Origin of the sequence: Xenorhabdus sp. PB62.4 (assembly GCF_014467285.1) — a bacterium.
Classification (GTDB): Bacteria; Pseudomonadota; Gammaproteobacteria; order Enterobacterales; family Enterobacteriaceae; genus Xenorhabdus.
Genome location: NZ_NKHR01000002.1, coordinates 172440 through 194383, shown reverse-complemented (window position 1 = coordinate 194383; position 21944 = coordinate 172440). Strand labels below are relative to the sequence as shown.

21 protein-coding genes and 2 tRNA genes are annotated in these 21944 nt (G+C 44.1%); 20 read left to right on the top strand and 3 right to left on the bottom strand.

The window, feature by feature from the left end:
• Positions 1-35 precede the first annotated feature (35 nt).
• The 18 genes from Xenpb_RS02755 to Xenpb_RS02670 all read left to right on the top strand — a co-directional run bounded on the left by Xenpb_RS02755 (position 36) and on the right by Xenpb_RS02670 (position 17100).
• Positions 36-752 (top strand): succinate dehydrogenase iron-sulfur subunit, encoded by a 717-nt coding sequence (locus tag Xenpb_RS02755; protein ID WP_099114582.1) that lies wholly within the window; start codon positions 36-38, stop codon positions 750-752.
• Positions 753-1083: 331 nt separating this feature from the next.
• Positions 1084-3891 carry a 2-oxoglutarate dehydrogenase E1 component gene (gene sucA / locus Xenpb_RS02750; protein WP_187652988.1) on the top strand — a complete coding sequence of 936 codons (2808 nt, stop codon included), beginning with the start codon at positions 1084-1086 and terminating at the stop codon, positions 3889-3891.
• A 13-nt stretch (positions 3892-3904) separates the two neighbouring features.
• Positions 3905-5122, top strand: coding sequence for a 2-oxoglutarate dehydrogenase complex dihydrolipoyllysine-residue succinyltransferase (gene odhB, locus Xenpb_RS02745; RefSeq protein WP_187652987.1), 1218 nt, complete (start codon positions 3905-3907; stop codon positions 5120-5122).
• A gap of 189 nt (positions 5123-5311) precedes the next feature.
• A complete protein-coding gene (gene sucC / locus Xenpb_RS02740) occupies positions 5312-6478 on the top strand; it encodes an ADP-forming succinate--CoA ligase subunit beta (RefSeq protein ID WP_187652986.1) in 1167 nt (388 codons plus the stop codon).
• Positions 6478-7347, top strand: a complete 870-nt coding sequence (sucD, locus tag Xenpb_RS02735; protein WP_099114578.1) for a succinate--CoA ligase subunit alpha — start codon at positions 6478-6480, stop codon at positions 7345-7347. The genes sucC and sucD overlap by 1 nt, the downstream gene beginning before the upstream one ends.
• 646 nt (positions 7348-7993) lie before the next feature.
• Positions 7994-9565: a cytochrome ubiquinol oxidase subunit I gene (cydA, locus tag Xenpb_RS02730; protein WP_187652985.1), complete on the top strand. Its 1572-nt coding sequence runs from the start codon at positions 7994-7996 to the stop codon at positions 9563-9565.
• Positions 9566-9579: 14 nt separating this feature from the next.
• Positions 9580-10719, top strand: coding sequence for a cytochrome d ubiquinol oxidase subunit II (gene cydB / locus Xenpb_RS02725; protein WP_187652984.1), 1140 nt, complete (start codon positions 9580-9582; stop codon positions 10717-10719).
• An 11-nt stretch (positions 10720-10730) separates the two neighbouring features.
• Positions 10731-10847, top strand: coding sequence for a cytochrome bd-I oxidase subunit CydX (gene cydX, locus Xenpb_RS02720; RefSeq protein ID WP_072061423.1), 117 nt, complete (start codon positions 10731-10733; stop codon positions 10845-10847).
• A complete protein-coding gene (gene ybgE / locus Xenpb_RS02715) occupies positions 10847-11134 on the top strand; it encodes a cyd operon protein YbgE (RefSeq protein WP_187652983.1) in 288 nt (95 codons plus the stop codon). Before cydX ends, ybgE begins: the two co-directional genes overlap by 1 nt.
• Before the next feature lie 114 nt (positions 11135-11248).
• Entirely contained in the window at positions 11249-11653 is a 405-nt protein-coding gene (gene ybgC / locus Xenpb_RS02710; protein ID WP_099114574.1) for a tol-pal system-associated acyl-CoA thioesterase, read from the top strand.
• Positions 11650-12339: a Tol-Pal system protein TolQ gene (gene tolQ / locus Xenpb_RS02705; protein WP_047963194.1), complete on the top strand. Its 690-nt coding sequence runs from the start codon at positions 11650-11652 to the stop codon at positions 12337-12339. The genes ybgC and tolQ overlap by 4 nt, the downstream gene beginning before the upstream one ends.
• A 24-nt stretch (positions 12340-12363) precedes the next feature.
• Positions 12364-12795, top strand: a complete 432-nt coding sequence (tolR, locus tag Xenpb_RS02700; RefSeq protein WP_187652982.1) for a colicin uptake protein TolR — start codon at positions 12364-12366, stop codon at positions 12793-12795.
• Positions 12796-12830: 35 nt separating this feature from the next.
• Positions 12831-13949, top strand: coding sequence for a cell envelope integrity protein TolA (tolA, locus tag Xenpb_RS02695; protein ID WP_187652981.1), 1119 nt, complete (start codon positions 12831-12833; stop codon positions 13947-13949).
• Between the two features lie 169 nt (positions 13950-14118).
• Positions 14119-15426, top strand: coding sequence for a Tol-Pal system beta propeller repeat protein TolB (tolB, locus tag Xenpb_RS02690; RefSeq protein WP_187652980.1), 1308 nt, complete (start codon positions 14119-14121; stop codon positions 15424-15426).
• 42 nt (positions 15427-15468) lie between these two features.
• Positions 15469-15975 carry a peptidoglycan-associated lipoprotein Pal gene (gene pal, locus Xenpb_RS02685; protein ID WP_099114570.1) on the top strand — a complete coding sequence of 169 codons (507 nt, stop codon included), beginning with the start codon at positions 15469-15471 and terminating at the stop codon, positions 15973-15975.
• 9 nt (positions 15976-15984) lie between these two features.
• On the top strand, positions 15985-16761 hold the full coding sequence (cpoB, locus tag Xenpb_RS02680; protein ID WP_187652979.1) for a cell division protein CpoB: 777 nt from the start codon (positions 15985-15987) through the stop codon (positions 16759-16761).
• A 156-nt stretch (positions 16762-16917) separates the two neighbouring features.
• Positions 16918-16993 (top strand) — tRNA-Lys (locus Xenpb_RS02675).
• Between the two features lie 31 nt (positions 16994-17024).
• Positions 17025-17100 (top strand) — tRNA-Lys (locus Xenpb_RS02670).
• A 50-nt stretch (positions 17101-17150) separates the two neighbouring features.
• Here the strand turns inward: Xenpb_RS02670 and Xenpb_RS02665 are convergent.
• A complete protein-coding gene (locus tag Xenpb_RS02665) occupies positions 17151-17630 on the bottom strand; it encodes an enterotoxin A family protein (protein WP_187652978.1) in 480 nt (159 codons plus the stop codon).
• A gap of 303 nt (positions 17631-17933) precedes the next feature.
• On the opposite strand from Xenpb_RS02665, the gene pnuC reads away from it, so the two are divergent.
• Both pnuC and aroG read left to right on the top strand, forming a co-directional pair.
• The gene (pnuC, locus tag Xenpb_RS02660; RefSeq protein WP_187652977.1) at positions 17934-18635 is read left to right on the top strand and encodes a nicotinamide riboside transporter PnuC; all 702 of its coding nucleotides are present in this window, start codon (positions 17934-17936) and stop codon (positions 18633-18635) included.
• A gap of 269 nt (positions 18636-18904) precedes the next feature.
• The gene (aroG, locus tag Xenpb_RS02655) at positions 18905-19957 is read left to right on the top strand and encodes a 3-deoxy-7-phosphoheptulonate synthase AroG (protein WP_187652976.1); all 1053 of its coding nucleotides are present in this window, start codon (positions 18905-18907) and stop codon (positions 19955-19957) included.
• A 95-nt stretch (positions 19958-20052) separates the two neighbouring features.
• Here the strand turns inward: aroG and gpmA are convergent, their stop codons facing one another.
• A complete protein-coding gene (gene gpmA / locus Xenpb_RS02650) occupies positions 20053-20805 on the bottom strand; it encodes a 2,3-diphosphoglycerate-dependent phosphoglycerate mutase (RefSeq protein WP_047963186.1) in 753 nt (250 codons plus the stop codon).
• A gap of 258 nt (positions 20806-21063) precedes the next feature.
• Entirely contained in the window at positions 21064-21891 is an 828-nt protein-coding gene (locus Xenpb_RS02645) for a CPBP family intramembrane glutamic endopeptidase (protein WP_187652975.1), read from the bottom strand.
• Between the last annotated feature and the right edge of the window lie 53 nt (positions 21892-21944).

Here is a 21944-nt window from a genome sequence, read left to right as displayed (position 1 = left end):
GCGTTGCTGATGTTCCGGTTGCGGAGAAATAGATTATGAAACTTGAATTCTCGATTTATCGTTACAATCCAGATGTAGACGATGCGCCTCATATGCAGGACTACACGCTGGAAGCACAGGAAGGGCGTGACATGATGTTGCTGGATGCACTTATCCAGCTAAAAGAACAAGACCCAACCTTAGCATTTCGTCGTTCTTGCCGTGAGGGAGTTTGTGGCTCTGACGGCGTGAACATGAACGGCAAAAACGGTTTGGCTTGTGTTACGCCAGTTTCAGCGCTGCGTCGTGGCAATAAGAAAATTGTGATTCGTCCATTGCCAGGTTTGCCAGTGGTCCGTGATCTGGTTGTTGATATGGGCCAATTCTACGCGCAATATGAAAAAATCCGTCCTTATCTGATTAATGATGGCAAAAATCCGCCTGCACGTGAGCACCTGCAATCACCAGAACAACGTGAAAAACTGGATGGCCTGTATGAATGTATTCTGTGTGCCTGCTGTTCGACGTCTTGTCCGTCGTTCTGGTGGAATCCAGATAAGTTCATTGGCCCGGCAGGTCTTTTGGCTGCGTATCGTTTTCTGATTGACAGCCGTGATACTGAAACGACTTCACGATTAGACAATCTGAATGACGCATTTAGTGTTTTCCGCTGTCACGGGATCATGAACTGTGTCAACGTATGTCCTAAAGGTCTGAATCCGACAAAAGCGATTGGCCATATTAAATCTATGCTGCTGAAACACAGCGCATAAATGGAATTTTGTGCATAAATAACACATAAATTGCGTGTAAATAGTGCATATAATGTTGCCCTCCACAATTTTGAAATAAATATCAAATCGGTGGGGGGCATAAAGAATGAAAAATGATAAATTGCCTGCTGCTCAAGACGTCGCATATTCTTAAATAAAGGAACTTTTAGAAACTGGTATTCAGTTTTTAAAGGTTCCTTGAAGGGTGGGAAAACCCAAATAGAGAACATGCATTAAGCACGTCCAAATGAACCTTTTATCAGCACCGCTAATTAAGCGGAATTTGTTAACCACGGCGAAAACTAAAGCTTTTAAAGCTTAAGGGATCACAATGCAGAACGGCGCAATGAAGGACTGGCTGGACTCAAGCTTTCTGGCTGGTGCAAACCAGTCTTACATAGAGCAAATCTATGAAGACTATATAACCGATCCTAATTCTGTTGATGCGAGTTGGAGAGAAATTTTCCAACAATTACCGGATGCAGGACTTAGCGGGGAACAACTTCACTCACAGACACGTGACTACTTCCGTCGTCTGGCAAAGGATGCCACTCGTTACCACACTTCAGTCAGCGATCCAGCAATGGATGCAAAACAAGTCAAAGTTTTGCAGCTCATCAATGCATTCCGCTTCCGCGGACACCAACATGCAAACCTTGATCCATTGGGATTATGGAAACAGGAACCTGTATCTGATCTCGATCCTGCTTTCCATAATTTAACAAAAGCGGATTTTGAAGAAACGTTTAATGTGGGCTCTTTTGCCATTGGCAAAGAGACAATGAAACTGGCTGATCTGTATGAGGCATTGAAGCGCATTTATTGCGGTTCAATCGGCGCAGAATACATGCATATCACCAATACAGAAGAAAAACGTTGGATTCAGCAACGCCTGGAGTCTGTAACAGTAGGTTCACAGTTCAATGACGAAGAAAAGCATCGTTTCCTGAAAGAATTAACGTCAGCCGAAGGGTTGGAGCGTTATTTAGGTGCTAAGTTCCCGGGGGCGAAACGTTTCTCCCTGGAAGGTGGTGATGCGCTTATTCCTATGTTGAAAGAGTTGATCCGCCATGCAGGTAAACAAGATACCCGCGAAGTTGTGCTGGGAATGGCTCACCGTGGCCGTCTGAACGTTCTGGTTAACCTCTTGGGTAAAAAGCCAGTTGATCTGTTTGACGAGTTTGCGGGTAAACACAAAGAACACCTTGGAACGGGTGATGTGAAATACCATCAAGGCTTCTCTTCCGATTTTGAAACTGAAGGTGGCCTAGTGCATCTGGCACTCGCTTTTAACCCATCTCACCTTGAAATTGTTAGCCCCGTTGTTATTGGTTCAGTACGTGCCCGTCGTGATCGCCTTGATGAAGGCCGCAGTAACATGGTTCTGCCTGTCACCATCCACGGTGATGCAGCAGTCATAGGGCAGGGGATTGTTCAGGAAACGCTGAACATGTCTCAGGCGCGTGGCTATGAAGTTGGCGGTACTGTCCGTATCGTGGTTAACAACCAAATTGGTTTCACCACTTCTAACCCGAAAGATGCGCGTTCAACACAATATTGTACTGATATTGTGAAAATGGTTCAGGCACCGATTTTCCACGTTAACGCGGATGATCCGGAAGCAGTTGCATTCGTTACTCGTCTGGCGCTTGACTTCCGCAATACCTTCAAACGTGACGTGATGATTGATCTGGTTTGTTATCGCCGCCACGGCCATAACGAAGCTGATGAGCCAAGTGCAACTCAGCCACTGATGTACCAGAAAATCAAAAAACAGCCAACCGCACGTAAAATCTATGCAGATAAGTTGATAGCAGAAGGTTTGCTGGCTGCTAATGATGTGACTGAGATGGTTAACCTGTACCGTGATGCTCTGGATCATGGTGAATGTGTTGTTGATGAGTGGCGTCCAATGGGGCTGCATTCATTCACATGGGAACCTTACCTGAATCACGAATGGGATGAAGAATATCCGCATAAAGTGGAGATGAAACGCTTGCAGGATCTCGGTAAGCGCATCAGCACGATTCCTACTGAAGTGGAAATGCATTCACGTGTATCAAAAATTTATGCTGACCGTGCAGAAATGGCTAACGGCAATAAATTGTTTGACTGGGGTGGTGCGGAAACACTGGCATATGCAACTCTGGTTGATGAAGGCGTTCCGGTGCGTCTCTCTGGTGAAGATGCCGGTCGTGGTACATTCTTCCACCGTCATGCTGTTATTCATAATCAGACCAATGCTTCTGTGTATGTACCTTTGGCAAATGTTCACAATGGTCAGGGGGCATTCAGAGTATGGGACTCTGTACTTTCAGAAGAAGCGGTATTGGCATTTGAATACGGTTATGCAACCACAGAACCTCGCTCCTTAACGATTTGGGAAGCGCAGTTTGGTGATTTTGCCAACGTTGCTCAGGTTGTGATTGACCAGTTCATCAGCTCCGGCGAACAGAAATGGGGCCGTATGTGTGGTCTGGTTATGTTGCTGCCGCATGGCTATGAAGGGCAGGGACCAGAGCACTCATCGGCACGTCTGGAGCGTTATTTGCAACTGTGTGCAGAACAAAACATGCAGGTTTGCGTACCATCAACTCCAGCTCAGGTTTATCACATGCTGCGCCGTCAGGCTTTGCGCGGTATGCGCCGTCCGCTCATCGTTATGTCACCTAAATCGCTGCTGCGTCATCCATTGGCTGTATCTAGCCTGGATGAACTGGCTAACGGTAAATTTGAGCCGGTCATTGGTGAAATTGATGCCTTAGATCCAAAAGGTGTTAAACGCGTTGTACTTTGTTCCGGTAAAGTTTATTACGATCTGTTGGAACAGCGTCGTAAGAATGAACAGACCAATGTCGCTATCGTGCGTATCGAACAGCTGTATCCATTCCCACGTCAGCACTTGCAAGCTCAGCTTGAGCAGTACGCCCATGTTCATGACTTCGTCTGGTGTCAGGAAGAGCCACTGAACCAAGGGGCTTGGTATTGCAGTCAACATAATTTCCGTGAAGCTATCCCATTTGGGGCATCTTTACGTTATGCAGGTCGTCCAGCATCTGCTTCCCCGGCTGTGGGATATACGTCTGTTCACCAGAAGCAACAGCAAGCACTGGTTGATGACGCACTGAACGTTGAATAAATAAGGATAGAAAATGAGTAGCGTAGAAATTCTGGTTCCAGACCTTCCTGAATCTGTTGCAGATGCCACTGTTGCGACATGGCATAAAAAACCAGGTGACACCATTGAGCGTGACGAAGTACTGGTTGAAATTGAAACTGACAAAGTTGTTTTGGAAGTACCAGCAAGTGAAGCCGGCGTTCTGGAAGCAATTTTGGAAGAAGAGGGGGCCACTGTACTGTCCAAACAACTACTCGGCCGCATCCGTTTGGGTGACAGCGCTGGCATGCCTGCTGAAGTAAAAGAAAAAACAGAAGCAACCCCAGCACAGCGCCAGACTGCTTCTTTGGAAGAAGAAAGCAATGATGCACTGAGTCCGGCTGTTCGCCGCCTGATTGCAGAACACGATTTAGATCCTGCTGTAATTAAAGGTAGTGGCGTTGGTGGACGCATTGTTCGTGAAGATGTAGAAAAATATATTACTGCGAATAAAAAAGAGAGTGATAAACCTGCTGCGTCTGCACCTGCTGCACAGCAATCCTCATTGCCACATCGCAGTGAAAAACGCGTACCAATGACTCGTCTGCGCAAACGTGTCGCCGAGCGTCTGCTGGAAGCGAAAAACAATACAGCGATGTTGACGACTTTCAATGAAGTTAACATGAAACCCATTCAGGAGCTGCGTAAGCAGTATGGCGATGCGTTTGAAAAACGTCATGGCATGCGTTTGGGCTTCATGTCTTTCTATGTGAAAGCGGTGGTTGAAGCGCTGAAACGCTATCCAGAAGTCAATGCTTCCATCGATGGCACTGACGTGGTTTACCACAACTATTTTGATATCAGCATTGCAGTATCTACGCCACGTGGTCTGGTTACGCCAGTATTGCGTGATGCAGATGCACTGAGCATGGCTGACATTGAGAAAAGCATCAAAGAGCTGGCGATTAAAGGCCGCGACGGTAAGCTGACCGTTGAAGAACTCACTGGCGGTAATTTCACCATTACTAATGGCGGTGTCTTCGGCTCCCTGATGTCCACCCCGATCATTAACCCACCACAAAGTGCGATTCTTGGCATGCATGCCATCAAAGATCGTCCAATGGCAGTAAATGGTCAGGTTGAGATCCTCCCAATGATGTATCTGGCGCTGTCCTATGACCACCGTCTGATTGACGGCCGTGAGTCAGTGGGCTTCCTGGTGACCATCAAAGAAATGCTGGAAGATCCAACACGTTTGTTGCTGGATGTGTAGCATCACTATCGGCGGAATCACTGTCGGTGAAATTACTGTCGGTGAAGAGTGTTGAATTCCGCCAAGTCTGAAGTAGTACGATGTTGATGTAAAAATGTATATGCAGGCCAGCCTTCGGGCTGGTCATATCCAGAGCAACAAAATAGAAGGTAATTTACCTTTCTTAGATTAAATTATGGATAGAACATCATGAATTTACACGAGTATCAGGCAAAACAACTTTTTGCACGGTATGGTTTACCAGCGCCTGCTGGCTATGCTTGTACCACTCCGCGCGAAGCAGAAGAAGCAGCATCCAAGATTGGTTCAGGCCCTTGGGTCGTTAAATGTCAGGTTCATGCAGGTGGCCGCGGTAAGGCTGGTGGCGTGAAAGTCGTCAACAGTAAGGAAGATATCCGTGCTTTTGCTGAACTTTGGCTGGGTAAACGACTGGTTACTTACCAGACAGATGCACAGGGGCAGCCTGTTCATCAGATCTTGGTAGAAGGGGCAACCGATATTGCCAAGGAGCTGTATCTTGGGGCTGTTGTTGACCGTGGTACGCGTCGTGTAGTGTTCATGGCCTCTACTGAAGGTGGCGTCGAAATAGAAAAAGTGGCGGAAGAAACGCCCGAGCTGATTCATAAAGCAATTATCGACCCACTGGCTGGCCCTATGCCGTATCAAGGCCGTGAATTGGCGTTCAAACTCGGTTTAACTGGTAAACAAGTTGGTCAATTTACCAAGATTTTCTTGGGATTGGCAAACCTGTTCCTGGAGCGTGATCTGGCGATGGTTGAAATCAACCCGCTGGTTATCACAACTCAGGGTAATCTTGTCTGTCTGGATGGAAAACTGGGTGCAGATGGTAACGCCATGTTCCGTCAGGCTGAATTGCGTGAGATGCACGATCCTTCACAGGAAGATCCACGTGAAGCTCAGGCTGCTCAATGGGAACTGAACTATGTTGCGCTGGATGGCAACATTGGTTGTATGGTGAATGGCGCAGGTCTGGCAATGGGAACGATGGACATTGTCAAACTGCACGGTGGTGCACCGGCAAACTTCCTTGATGTGGGTGGTGGCGCGACAAAAGAGCGTGTTACCGAAGCATTTAAAATCATCTTGTCAGATGAAAATGTTAAAGCTGTTTTGGTCAATATCTTTGGTGGTATCGTCCGCTGTGACTTGATTGCTGACGGCATTATTGGTGCGGTGGAAGAAGTCGGAGTTCACGTACCGGTCGTCGTTCGTCTGGAAGGAAACAATGCTGAACTGGGCGCTAAGAAACTGGCAGACAGTGGTTTGAACATCATTGCAGCTACCAGTTTGACAGACGCAGCTAAACAGGCAGTAGCAGCAGCGGGGAATAAATAATGTCTATTTTAATCGATAAAAACACCAAAGTGATTTGTCAGGGTTTCACTGGCAGCCAAGGTACATTCCACTCCGAACAGGCGATTGCTTACGGTACTCAAATGGTTGGCGGTGTAACACCAGGTAAAGGTGGTACTGAGCATTTGGGATTACCTGTGTTCAATACCGTGCGTGAAGCGGTTGAAGCGACTGGTGCGACTGCTTCCGTTATCTATGTTCCGGCTCCTTTCTGTAAAGATTCCATTCTGGAAGCGATTGATGCAGGTATTAAACTGATCATCACGATTACAGAAGGTATTCCAACACTCGATATGTTGACAGTGAAGGTAAAACTGGATCAAGCTGGTGTTCGCATGATTGGGCCTAACTGCCCGGGAGTCATTACACCTGACGAATGTAAAATCGGTATCATGCCTGGTCATATTCACAAAGCGGGTAAAGTGGGTATTGTATCTCGTTCTGGTACGTTGACTTATGAAGCTGTTAAGCAGACTACTGACGCAGGGTTAGGGCAATCTACCTGTGTTGGTATCGGCGGCGACCCAATCCCTGGCTCAAACTTTATCGATATTCTGAAATTGTTCCAAGAAGACCCACAGACAGAAGCCATTGTTATGATTGGTGAAATCGGTGGTACAGCAGAAGAAGAAGCGGCTGCTTATATCAAAGAGCATGTGACTAAACCTGTTGTCGCTTATATTGCAGGTGTAACTGCGCCTAAAGGTAAGCGTATGGGGCATGCGGGTGCGATTATCGCAGGTGGTAAGGGTACAGCAGATGAGAAATTTGCTGCACTGGAAGCAGCAGGCGTTAAAACGGTACGTAGCCTTGCTGACATTGGTGAAGCAGTAAAAGCATTACTGGCATAATTAGTTTCAAAATAAGCCATTTTTATAGAAAAAGGCCACCCTTGGGTGGCTTTTATTTTTTATTCATAATATTAACAGTGGGTTAGTTCATTTATAAAGTTAGTTATTTTCCAATTTAATTTAACTGGATTTAGAAGGTCCCATTTATTTGATTAATTTAACCCGAAATATCGAAAAAATATATTTTTTTAAGAATGAAAATGAAAAGTTAATTTTCTAATGTTTTTTACAGCAAAAAAGAAATTACAGTCCATTACAAATAACAACCTATTAACACCTGGTAAACCAGATTGAAATAATAGACGTAAAGCTTAACAAAACAAGTAAAAAATTGTCTAAAATCAAGTTATTACTATGGAATAAGTTGGCTAAACTTGATTAAATTGATCTAAGATATACAGATATTAAGCTGGGAATACACGGCATTGTTGACCTATATTCAGAATTCTAAGCTGAATCACGTAAAATTTATTTATTGTGTGTGAATATAGGCGTAATATTATTGTGGTATATACTGAATCTTTGATTTCGTTAATAATTCATTATTGTGTTTGAGGCATTTATTGCTGGTAGTTACGAGACTTTCGTTTTACGAAGTCGGGTTGCCGCAAGTCGGTGTCCTTCCTGCTAGGAGCAAGGAGTCAAGATGTTTGATATTGTCGAACTGTCACGATTACAGTTTGCCTTAACTGCCATGTACCATTTTCTGTTCGTACCATTAACGCTGGGCATGGCGTTTTTGCTTGCGATCATGGAAACGGTATATGTCCTTTCCGGCAAACAAATCTATAAAGATATGACAAAATTCTGGGGCAAGTTATTCGGTATTAACTTTGCCCTGGGTGTCGCAACGGGCTTGACCATGGAGTTCCAGTTCGGAACTAACTGGTCATATTTCTCACACTATGTTGGTGATATTTTCGGTGCGCCGCTGGCCATCGAAGGTCTGATGGCGTTCTTCCTCGAATCCACATTCGTTGGTCTGTTTTTCTTCGGATGGGATCGTCTGAGTAAGAAACAACATTTGGCGGTTACCTGGCTGGTTGCATTAGGCTCTAACTTCTCTGCATTGTGGATTTTGGTTGCGAATGGTTGGATGCAAAACCCGATTGCATCTGATTTCAACTTCGAAACCATGCGAATGGAAATGGTGAGCTTCAGTGAACTGGTACTTAACCCGGTTGCTCAGGTGAAATTCGTTCATACTGTTGCTGCTGGTTATGTTACAGGCGCCGTTTTTGTATTGGGCATCAGTTCTTATTATCTCCTGAAAGGGCGCGATTTTGCATTTGCTAAACGCTCTTTTGCAATTGCCGCAAGTTTTGGTATGGCTGCAATACTGTCTGTCATTGTTCTGGGTGATGAATCCGGATATGAAATGGGGGACGTGCAGAAAACCAAGCTGGCTGCGATTGAAGCAGAATGGGAAACTCAGCCACCTCCGGCTTCATTCACGTTGATTGGACTCCCTGATCAAGACAAAATGGAAAATAAATATTCCATCCAAATTCCTTATGTCTTGGGATTGATTGCTACCCGTTCTACAGATACCCCCGTTGTTGGTCTGCGTGATTTGATGAGTCAGCATGAACAGCGTATCCGTAACGGAATCAAGGCCTATGAACTGTTGGAAGAGTTGCGTTCTGGCAACATTGATCCAAATGTTCGTAGCGCATTCAACGAAAGCAAAAAAGATCTTGGTTACGGCATGCTTTTGAAACGTTATACCGAGAACGTAACTGATGCGACAGAAGAACAGATTCAAGCTGCGGCGAAAGATTCTATTCCTCGTGTAGCACCGCTCTATTTTGCATTCCGTATCATGGTTGCCGCTGGTTTTATCATGCTGCTGGTTATCGGTCTGTCATTCCTGAGTGTTATCCGCAACCGCATTGGTCAGTATAAATGGTTGCTGCGTGCTGCACTGTTCAGTATTCCATTACCGTGGATTGCCGTTGAGGCAGGCTGGTTTGTTGCAGAATATGGCCGTCAGCCTTGGGCAATTGGTGAAGTTCTGCCAACCGCTGTTGCTGCTTCAACACGCAGTGCTGGCGATCTCATTTTCTCAATGGTACTGATTTGTGGTCTGTACACCTTGTTCTTGATCGCGGAAATGTTCTTGATGTTCAAATTTGCCCGTCTTGGCCCAAGCAGCCTGAAAACCGGACGTTACCACTTTGAACAGAAAACAACTTCTTCAGCGAACAATATTGAGTAAGCAGGAGTCCACTTATGCTTGATTATGATGTATTACGATTTATATGGTGGCTGCTGATTGGTGTGTTACTGATCGGTTTCACAGTGACTGATGGTTTCGATATGGGGGTTGGTATCCTGCTGAGAATCATTGGTAAAAATGATACCGAACGCCGCATCATGATTAACTCAGTTGCCCCGCACTGGGATGGTAACCAAGTTTGGTTAATTACCGCTGGTGGCGCTTTGTTTGCTGCATGGCCAATGGTATATGCCGCTGCTTTCTCCGGTTTCTATGTGGCAATGATTCTGGTATTGGCCGCGCTGTTTTTCCGTCCGGTCGGTTTTGACTACCGTTCTAAACTGGAAAGTAGCAAATGGCGCAGTATGTGGGATTGGGGGCTGGTTATTGGTAGCTTCGTGCCTGCTTTGGTTATCGGTGTTGCATTTGGTAACTTGTTGCAAGGTGTTCCTCTGGCTGTGGACTCCTATCTGCGTGTTTCCTATGAAGGCTCGTTTTTTGGTTTGTTGAATCCTTATGGTCTGTTGGCGGGTGTGATCAGCCTGATGATGATCGTGACACAGGGGGCGACTTACCTGCAAATGCGTACAACGGGTGAACTGCATCTGCGCTCCCGCACTGCAACTCATGTTTGTGCAGCGATAACGGCAGTTGCATTCCTATTGGCTGGTGTATGGCTGATTTATGGCATTGATGGCTATGCGATAACAGGTAGTCTGGACGTGAATGCGCCATCTAACCCGCTGCATAAAGAAGTTGTTCAGCAGGCAGGTGCATGGCTGACTAACTTTAATAGTTATCCGATTTTGTGGGCAATACCGGCGTTGGGTGTGTTTCTTCCTCTGCTGACTATGTTGGCAACCCGGTTGGATAAAGGTGCTTGGGCATTCCTGTTCTCATCATTGACGGTCGCTTGCATTATTCTGACTTCAGGTATTGCCATGTTCCCATTTGTGATGCCATCAAGTCTTGATCCGAATGTCAGCTTGACTATGTGGGATGCGACATCCAGCCAGTGGACGTTGCAAATTATGTTCGTTGTTGCGCTTATCTTTGTTCCGATTGTGTTGTCTTACACCATTTGGTGTTACTACAAAACTTTTGGGCGTTTGGATAAGAACTACATTGAAAACAACAAACACTCACTGTACTAAGGAGCATAGGCATGTGGTATTTTGCTTGGATTCTCGGAACGCTCTTGGCTTGTAGTTTCGCTGTTATTGCAGCCTTGGCTCTTGAGCATAATGAATCACAGAAAGCGACTGAGAGTGACAAAAAATAATGTTGGCTGATAAATGCTACCAACTTATGGATAAGGGCTTATTGAGGGCCCTTATCCTCATCATGGCCTTGGCTCTTGCCTCATGTGTGTTCTGGGATCCGTCACGTTTTGCGGCCAATACCAGTTCATTGCAGATATGGCAAGGTATCTTATTGATCTGGGCGGTCTGTTCTGGTGTCACATTTGGTATCGGATTTCACCCTAAGCGAATCATCTGGCGTCTGTTTTTTCATCCATTACCTGCATTTTTCATTCTTCTTTTTGGCTTATATCATTTCTTTAAGTAAACTAATTATAATTTTATAGGTCGTCGGCCTATAAATTTTTTTTATTAGCAGGTCATTCCAAAGCGCTACTGTCTTGAGTATAGTGACAGCGTCAATTCGCCTAATTAGGATTATATGAGTAATATGTTATTCCGTTGGCCGATCCGTGTTTACTACGAAGACACAGATGCTAGTGGTGTGGTTTATCACGCTCGCTATTTGGCTTTTTACGAAAGAGCCCGTACCGAAATGCTGCGTGAAAAAGGTTTTCACCAACAGTATATGTTAGATGAGCAAGTTGGCTTTGTCGTCAGCCGCATGACTATTGACTATCGGAAAACAGCAAAACTGGATGATCAGTTGGTTGTTGAAAGCGAGATTACAAATATTCGTGGCGCTTCTCTGACATTTATTCAACGAATTATTGATTGCAATGACGTAGTTGTCAGTAGCGCAGAATGTTTAGTTGTCTGCGTGAATTCATCTCAAATGAAGCCTATTGCGCTTCCAAAGTCTATTGTCGCGGAGTTTAAGCAGTGACTGACATGAACATCCTTGATTTATTTCTTAAGGCAGGCTTTTTAGTGCAGCTGATCATGTTGATTCTGATCGGCTTTTCTATCGCCTCTTGGGCAATCATTATCCAACGAACAAAGATTCTTAATGCTGCAAGTCGTGAAGCAGAAGCATTTGAAGATAAATTTTGGTCGGGTATTGAATTATCTCGTCTTTATAAAGAAAGTCAGTCACGTCGTGATTCGTTAAGTGGTACTGAACAGATTTTTCACTCTGGTTTTAAAGAATTTGCCCGTTTACATCAGGCAAATAACCATGCACCAGAAGCTGTTATCACAGGGGCTTCTCGTGCCATGCGTATCTCGTTAAATCGTGAATTGGAAACACTGGAAAATCACATTCCGTTTCTGGGAACAGTGGGTTCCATCAGCCCTTATATTGGTTTGTTTGGTACGGTTTGGGGGATCATGCACGCCTTTATTGCCTTAGGCGCAGTAAAGCAGGCAACATTGCAAATGGTTGCCCCCGGTATTGCCGAAGCTCTGATTGCAACAGCCATTGGTTTGTTTGCTGCAATTCCTGCGGTGATGGCCTATAACCGTTTGAACCAGCGTGTCAACAAACTAGAACAAACTTACGATAACTTTATGGAAGAATTTTTGGCCATTCTACACCGTCAGGCCTTTGCTTCCAATACCAACAAATCGTAACAGAGAGTAAGGGGTAATCAGCGAATGGCGCGCACTCGTAGTCGTAGACGTGAGCTAAAATCCGAGATCAATATCGTCCCCTTGCTGGACGTGTTGCTGGTATTGTTGCTGATCTTTATGGCAACAGCGCCGATTATCACGCAAAGCGTAGAAGTCGATTTACCTGAAGCGGTGGATTCAAAAACAGTGTCCAGATCTGATAATCCACCGGTCATTGTAGAAGTTTCTGGGGTAGGGCAGTACAACATGGTCGTTAACCAGGAACGTTTAGAATTGTTACCTGAGCAGCAAATCGTTGCTGAAGCTCAAACCTTGATGAAAGCCAATCCGAAAACAGTTTTCCTGATTGGCGGTTCTAAGGATGTTCCTTATGATGAAATCATCAAGGCACTGAATATGCTTCATCAGGCGGGTGTAAAATCGGTGGGTTTAATGACCCAACCTATCGGGGCCTGATGGCTGCTATCACTTAAAGTTTCTGGATGTCGAGTGTGGGAAAGACAAGCGAACAAAACAATAAGCTGAATCGCGCCATTATTATTTCGGTAATATTGCACATTATCCTGATCGGGTTTCTGATTTGGGGTTCTTTGGTGCAAAAAACAGAAATGGGGGGCGGTGGAGCGGATGGTGCTGTTATTGATGCGGTTATGGTCGATCCGAATGCGGTTGTCCAGCAATATAACCAGCAACAACAGCAGCAGGCCAATGCAAAGTTAGCTGAGCAGCAACGGAAGAAGAAAGCTGAGCAACAGGCTGCTGAATTGCGGGCGAAACAAGCTGAGGAGCAGGAACGCTTGAAGTCGGCTGAAGAAGAGCGAATTAAAGCACAACAAGCGGCTGAAGCTCAGAAAAAACAGGCTGATGAAGCTGCCACAAAAGCGCGTGAAGATCAGAAACTGGCTGATGCCGCCGCTGCTAAAGCGCGTGAAGAGCAAAAACAGGCGGAAGAAGCAGCCGCAAAAGCACAGGCAGAAAAAGAAAGGATTCTGAAAGAACAAGCTGAAGCTCGTCAGAAAGCAGAAGCTCAGGCGAAGAAAGAAGCCGAAGAGGCCGCGAAACGTAAAGCGGCTGCTGAGGCAAAAGCTAAAGCGGAGGCAGAAGCTAAGGCAGCGGCGCAAGCAAAAGTGGATGCAGAAGCTAAAGCTAAGGCAGCAGAAGATGCAAAAGCTAAGGCCGAAGCGGAGGCTAAAGCAAAGGCAAAAGCTAAGGCTAAAGCAGAAGAAGCAAAACAGGCCCAAGCAGTTAATGATCTGTTGGGTGGTCTGACATCCAATTCACCTAAGCAGGGTGGGGCGGTTGCTGCCGGGAAAGGTGGCGGTAAGAAAAGTGGCCCTTCTGATGCGGATATCAATAATTACAAAGGGCAGATTCAGGCTGCGATCCAGAGTAATTTTCGCGATCCAGACTTATATATTGGTCGTACCTGTGAATTAAAGATAAAGCTGGCATCAGATGGATTGTTGATTGATATCACAACAGGGGCTGGTGATCCCGCGCTGTGCAGAGCGGCGCTTGCTGCTGCTAATCAGACGAAAATACCACGTCCACCAAGCAAAGAGATTTATGAGCATTTCAAGAGTTTCACACTAGACTTTAAACCAAAGTAAGGTAAATATTTGGTAGAAAAGCGTTATTTATTAGGTGAACCTTCGAATAATTTATATGTACAAACAAAATTATCAGATTTTATTTAGGTATCTAGTTTTGTTTGTTGGCGTTTGTTAGAATCCGGCGATTATTGCGGGCAGATAAAAAGATCGCGATAAGGGAGAGATAATGAAGCAAACTTTTAAACAAATGTTTAAAGTCGTATTGGGCTTTCTGATGATGTGGGCAGTAGCTGCTCATGCAGAAGTTCGCATTGAAATTACACAGGGTGTTGATTCTGCCCGTCCTATTGGGATTGTCCCATTTAAATGGACTGGTGCAGGGGAAGCGCCGGAAGCGATTGGTTCAATTATTGCTGCGGATTTGAGAAACAGTGGAAAATTCAATCCCATTGATCCTACTCGTATGCCGCAACAACCAGCAACCGCATCAGAGGTAACGCCTGCGGCATGGTCTGCACTAGGCATTGATTCAGTGGTTGTTGGTCATATTCAACCCAGTGCTGATGGTAAGTTTCTTGTTTCGTACCAGCTTGTCGATACCGCTGGTGCACCAGGAACGGTATTGGCACAAGAACAATTTCCAATTGAACAAAAATGGCTGCGCTATGCAGCACACACAGTCAGTGATCAGGTATTTGAAAAACTGACAGGCATTAAAGGTGCATTTCGTACCCGTATAGCTTATGTTGTCAAAAATACTAGTGCGGGCAAGTACCCGTATGAGCTGCGTGTTTCTGATTATGATGGTTACAATCAATTTACCGTACATCGCTCACCAGAACCCTTGATGTCACCAGCATGGTCGCCGGATGCTTCCAAGCTTGCTTATGTGACATTTGAAAGCGGCCGTTCTGCACTGGTGATCCAAACACTGGCAACGACTGCTGTACGTCAGGTAGCCTCGTTCCCACGCCATAACGGAGCGCCTGCATTTTCCCCGGACGGGACTAAACTTGCCTTTGCATTATCTAAAACAGGCAGTTTGAATCTTTATGTGATGGATTTAGCTTCTGGTCAAATCCGTCAGGTTACTGATGGCCGCAGTAATAATACTGAGCCAAGCTGGATGCCGGATAGCCAGACTCTGGTCTATACCTCCGATCAGGGTGGGCGTCCGCAAGTATACAAAATCGATATTAATGGCGGTGCTCCACAACGCCTCACTTGGGAAGGATCACAGAACCAAGATGCAGATGTTAGCTCTGACGGTAGTTTTATCGTGATGGTTAGCTCGGCAAGTGGCAGTCAGCATATCGCCAAGCAGGATCTGGCAACGGGATCTGTCCAAATATTGACAGATACGTTTCTAGATGAAACGCCGAGTATCGCACCTAATGGCACTATGGTGATTTATAGCTCCACTCAAGGGTGGGGAACTGTATTGCAGCTAGTTTCGACTGATGGGCGTTTCAAAGCGCGTCTTCCGGCTACCGATGGACAGGTCAAATTCCCTGCCTGGTCGCCGTATCTGTGATGCATAATAATATGTATGGCAAACTATAAAAGGATCAAAGAGATGCAACTGAACAAAGTGCTAAAAGGGCTGATGTTAGCTTTACCAATCATGGCCGTAGCAGCGTGTAGTAATACCAAAAATGACAGCAATGATCAGTCTGGTGTAGGCACTGTTGATAATTCTTCTAAAGCAGCAGGTCTGTCTGCTGAAGAATTAGCACGTCAGCAGATGCAAGAGCTGCAAAACAACAATATCGTATACTTCGGTTTCGATAAGTACGATATCAACAGCGAATTTGCTCAGATGCTGGATGCACACGCAGCATTCCTGCGCACTAACCCATCTGTTAAAGTCACTATCGAAGGTCATGCAGACGAACGTGGTACTCCAGAGTACAATATCGCTCTAGGTGAGCGTCGTGCGAATGCAGTGAAAATGTACCTGCAAGGCAAAGGCGTTTCCGCTGATCAACTCGCTATCGTTTCTTACGGTAAAGAAAAACCGGCTGTACTTGGCCATGACGAAGCAGCATACGCGAAAAACCGTCGCGCTGTAGTCGTATACTAAGAGTAATGCATGAACAGTAACTTCAGACGTTATGTGTTGGGTCTGTCGTTATTGGTTGGCGTAGCGGCTCCTTGGGCCGCTACTGCCCGAGCGCCAATCAGTAATGTAGGCTCAGGCTCCACCGATGAGCGCCTCTCCCAATTAGAGCGTATTTCTGACGCTCATAGTCAATTATTAACTCAGCTCCAGCAACAACTTTCTGATTCTCAACGTGATATCGATACACTCCGTGGTCAAATTCAGGAAAACCAATATCAGTTAAATCAGATTATTGAACGCCAGAAAGATCTTTATTTGCAGTTGGATAAGATTACTAATCCATCAGGAGCGGAAGGTTCAAATTCAGGAAGTAATAACGCTACCTCTTCGACACAAACCGGGAATAAACAGCCTGCTGCGTCAGCGAGTACGGGAAGTGAAAAAGGGGATTATGATGCGGCTGTCTCTTTGGCGATTAACACTAAAGAGTATGATAAGGCGATTGCTGCATTCCAAAATTTCGTTAAAACCTATCCTAAGTCCAAATATTCGTCGAATGCTAATTATTGGTTAGGGCAGGTGAATTACAACAAAGGTAAGAAAGACGACGCGGCATATTATTTTGCTACTGTCGTGAAAGATTATCCTAAGTCGCAAAAAAGCAGTGATTCCCTGTATAAAGTAGGTTTAATTATGCAGGAAAAGGGGCAAAAGGATAAAGCGAAAGCGGTTTATCAGCAAGTTGTTAAGCAATATTCTGGTACTAATGCGGCTAAAATGGCTGAAAAAAAGCTTTCTGGGATGTAATAATTATCCCTGAAAGGTCACTTATCGGTCTTTTGGGGAATATTTGTTTGATTAGTAGGCACTTAAACCAGTTTTTTAAAATAAACATTGCGCCGCGATGAGAAATCAGTAATATATGCCGCCGTTGGCAGGGATAACTGCCAAGCAGATTTAGATGGGTCGTTAGCTCAGTCGGTAGAGCAGTTGACTTTTAATCAATTGGTCGCAGGTTCGAATCCTGCACGACCCACCATCTAAATCCTCAAATCAAGCACTTCTTAGATGGGTCGTTAGCTCAGTCGGTAGAGCAGTTGACTTTTAATCAATTGGTCGCAGGTTCGAATCCTGCACGACCCACCATCTGAATGGTAGCCTGAAATAAATTTCTTATAGCCAAAAAGTTTTATTATCTACCAATTAGTAGCCCGGCTAACTATCTTAATTCTAATATATTTCCCATCTTCTTTTCGCTCATAAACCTCTGCTTCTATTATCTTACTAGGTGGGATCTTACGTAATGCTACCCATTCTTGTTGCCTGTTTATAAACCCTTCCATATGTAGTAACGCGGTATTTCCAAGCTTATTTGCAACATGAATGAAATCATTGCCTGTGATTATCTTATATACGTAGAATTTATCAGGAGGACTTTCAGCAATTTTGTTTTGTGCAATCGCGGAGATTCGCATAAGTCTTCTCATATACTCATGATCTGACGTAGTTGCTATATAAGCTGAAGTGCGATTTCTTGTGCTGATCCCATTGACATGTGCTGCCAAATCTTCATTCGCTCCCCAGCTAGTAAATCCATGAGAAAATATTTCTTGTTCGCTTCGTTGATCTAAACGATAAACAAATGTAGGAGGAAGAGTTAGTTCATTCTGCATCATTATTTACACCTGCATCATTATTTACACAACCAGTTATATGACGAATTTCATCGTGAAAGGACATGTGAAAGGCCAATAGTGCAAGGTAAATCGTATCAGATAATTCCATACCACTATCATCAACAACTCGTATTAAAAGTGTACTGCATGGGAGATGGTTAAGTGTTTGTTGAATCTTATTTATAAATCCGCTATCTTGTTTAGTATGCAAAACACCAAAAAGAAAAATAGCTAATTTATCTTGTAATTTGACGTTTGTTGTATAGATATACTAAACATAACTTATGGTAAGGATAAGAAAGCATGGATTTTTTCAACATTAATAACATATTAGTACACATCCCATTAGGAACAGGTGGTTATAACCTTTCATATATTGAAGCGATAGGTACGATAGCGGGCTTATTATGTATTTGGCTCGCCAGTCAGGAGAAAATCATCAATTATATATTTGGGTTAATTAATGTCTCACTATTTGCTGTAATCTTCTTCCAAATTCAACTCTACGCCAGTCTTATCCTACAAATCTTTTTCTTCGCTGCTAATATCTACGGCTGGTACGCTTGGAGCCGGGTTAACGATCAAAAGCAAGTAGAGCTTAAAATTCGTTGGCTTAAACCCAAACAGATGATCATGGTTGCTACAGCTTGCATACTGGCTATATCGATTATGACGTTCAATATCGATCAAATCTTTGGCTATATGGCAAAAATTGTAGTTCTTGCCTTACAGGGCATGGGTTTCAGTATTATTATGCCTGACTTGCAGCCTGATGCTTTCCCATTCTGGGATTCAGTAATGACAGTATTATCGATAGTGGCAATGATATTGATGACGCGTAAGCATGTGGAAAACTGGCTGATATGGGTTATTATCAATGTCATCAGCATTGTAATTTATTATCACCAAGGCGTTTTGGCGATGTCGTTGCAATATATTATTTTGACGGGTATTGCATTGAATGGTGCACATCTGTGGATTAAGGCAGCTAAGCATGACGGATAGTTGTTTAAATAAAATTTAAATCAGCGCTAATAACAGGTCATAGATAATCAATCTGCCTATGGCCTATTATTTAGTTTTTTACCATAAATTATTCCCTCCTAATTAGTTCAATTATCTGAGTTAACATTATTTTTACATTAAATGACTGTTTCTGTAGAAACAGTATCTTATTTTTACTCACAAAGATTATTTACAGCATCACGCCTAACAGTTAGATTGAGATCACAAAATTATTTCAAATAACTGTAAACACATTAGGTGAAAGGACAATGAACTACCAGAATGACGATATAAGAATAAGAAAAATAACAGAATTACTACCACCAGTTGCATTACTCGAAAAATTTCCTGCGACAGAAGATAGTGCTGTTACTGTTCGTAAAGCACGTGAATCTATTCATAACATTTTAATTGGTGAAGATGATCGTCTATTGGTAGTGATTGGCCCATGTTCAATTCATGATCCACAAGCGGCTTTAGAATATGCAAGTCGCTTAAATAAATTGCGTGAAGAGCTTAAAGCTGATTTGGAAATCGTTATGCGGGTTTACTTTGAAAAACCTCGTACAACCATCGGCTGGAAAGGGTTGATTAATGATCCGAACATGGATTGTAGCTTTGATATTAATGATGGATTACGTATGGCCCGTAAACTGCTGCTCAGCATTAATGATATGGGGTTGCCAGCGGCGGGTGAATTTCTTGATATGATTACACCTCAGTACTTGGCAGATCTCATGAGCTGGGGTGCGATAGGTGCACGTACAACAGAATCTCAGGTTCATCGTGAGCTGGCATCTGGGCTTTCTTGTCCGGTTGGTTTTAAAAATGGCACGGATGGTACAATTAAAGTTGCTATTGATGCCATTAATTCCGCTGGTTCATCGCATTGTTTCTTATCTGTCACGAAATGGGGCCACTCTGCGATTGTCAATACAACCGGTAACCACGATTGCCATATTATTCTCCGCGGCGGTAGAGAGCCGAATTACAGTGCCAAACATGTCAGTGCTGTTAAGGAAGGATTGGTGAAAGCAGGGCTACCTCCTCGTGTGATGATTGATTTCAGTCATGCAAATAGCGCCAAGCAGTTCAAGAGACAAATGGATGTGGGAGCCGATGTGTGTGGTCAAATCGCAGATGGCGAAAATGCGATTATTGGTGTGATGGTTGAAAGTCATCTGGTCGAAGGAAACCAAAATCCGGATAGCGGCGAGCCTTTGGTTTATGGTCAGAGTGTGACAGATGCCTGTATTGGTTGGGAAGATACGGAAACATTACTTCGCCAGCTATCTCAGGCTATTCAGAGTCGCAGAAGCTAATTCATCACGAAAAAAAGCCGGAGATTATTCCGGCTTTATACTAAACTTTTTTAACACTGTTTGCTTAGTGCTGTCTTTGCCTGAATCTTAGAAGATTACTTCGCTTTACCTTGGTTGGCTACAGCAGCAGCTTTTGCTGCGATTTCGTCAGCATTACCCAGATAATAGTGCTTGATAGGTTTCATGTTTTCATCAAATTCATAAACCAGTGGCACAGCAGTTGGAATATTCAGCTCAAGAATTTCTTCTTCGCCCATATTATCTAGGTATTTCACCAGAGCACGCAAAGAGTTACCGTGAGCAGCAATGATGACTTTTTCACCTTTCTCTACGCGAGGCTTGATCACTTCTTCCCAATAAGGAACAACACGCTCAATGGTGGTTGCCAGGCTTTCTGTAACTGGGAGTTCTTCTGGTTTCAAATTTGCATAGCGAGGATCATGACCAGGGTAACGTTCATCATCTTTGGTCAAATCAGGAGGAGTGATAGCAAAGCCACGACGCCACAATTTAACTTGATCATCGCCATACTTAGCAGCCGTTTCTGCTTTATCCAGACCTTGCAATGCGCCATAGTGACGTTCATTCAGTTTCCAGCTTTTTTCAACTGGCAGCCATTGCTGATCGACTTGGTCCAAAATATTCCACAGAGTGTGAATGGCACGTTTTAAAACAGAAGTGTAGGCGAAATCAAAAGCGAAACCTTCTTGTTTCAACAATTGACCTGCTTGTTGTGCTTCAGAGCGGCCTTTGTCAGACAATTCAACGTCAGTCCAGCCAGTAAAACGGTTCTCTTTGTTCCACTCGCTCTCTCCGTGCCTTACAAGAACCAGTTTAGTTACAGCCATAGCTTAAACTCCTATCAGTACTTTTTAATACGAAATGAAATGATCGCTGCGGGCATTATATGGCGCGAAAGGCCAAAACGGCAAACAATAGTCTCGTAACTCCTGTTTTAAATCATATTTGGTGACAGTAACGACAGAGACTTATTTGATTGGGGGAGGAAAAGAATGTTTGATCTGAGTTGTTTTAAGCGAAATTGTTTTGATCAGAATTGTCATCCACCATTACAGGGATGCAATTCTGATCAAGTAAAATTCAGCTTAGTGCATGACCACTGATTTTATCGGATAGGTGAAAAACAACAGATGTATCAGATTGAGTGAAAAATGGAAAGCAACAGCTACCCATAAACGACCACTCCACATCCATGTTACGCCATAAATCAAACCAGCCAATGTCGCGAAAGCCATCATCAAGCCACCACTCGCAAAGTGAGCTGCACCAAAAAGCAGGGAGGTGATAATCAGCGCTAAGTAAGGATTCATCCACTGGCTCAACTTTTGTTGAATATAGCCACGGAACAGCGCTTCTTCAGCAAGCGAAACAAAGAAAAGGTTAGCAAGAACAAAAGCAGGAAACCAGCTAGGTAGATGGAGTTCAACGGACAATCCACCTAACACGGTTGCAAGCCATAATAATGCCGGAATAGCTGCAATTAATAACGCCCATCCATGTGGGGGAGCATTCACCACAGGTTTCCGGGTAAACAAAGTGGGCAGGCAGAATAATAAGATGAATGGCAGCAGTGCCTTGTCAAAGTTGAAATACATTGAGAAAGGTGCACTTAGTGGGCCTGCCTGTACTTTGTCCAGATGTTTGAGATTATGGAAACCCGGAAGGTAATGTATAAACAGCAAAATACCAGAGATGACTAATACCACCTCTATAACAGTGCTAAGAACAAAATGTTTTTTGTAGTAAATGTGTGCTACACCCAAAATGGTAATCACTGTTAGTGTGATTATGGCGGGGTAGGTAAGCACGTTAGTGCTGATTCCAGCAATGATAGCCAAGAACGCGATGAAAAAAGCAATTTTCTGGCGACTATCCAAAAGCGCCAATGAAACGGCAAGTAATGCCCAAGCCATATAATTCCCTATTATCTTTGGAAAAAACAACGAAATAGTCTAAAAATAGGCGG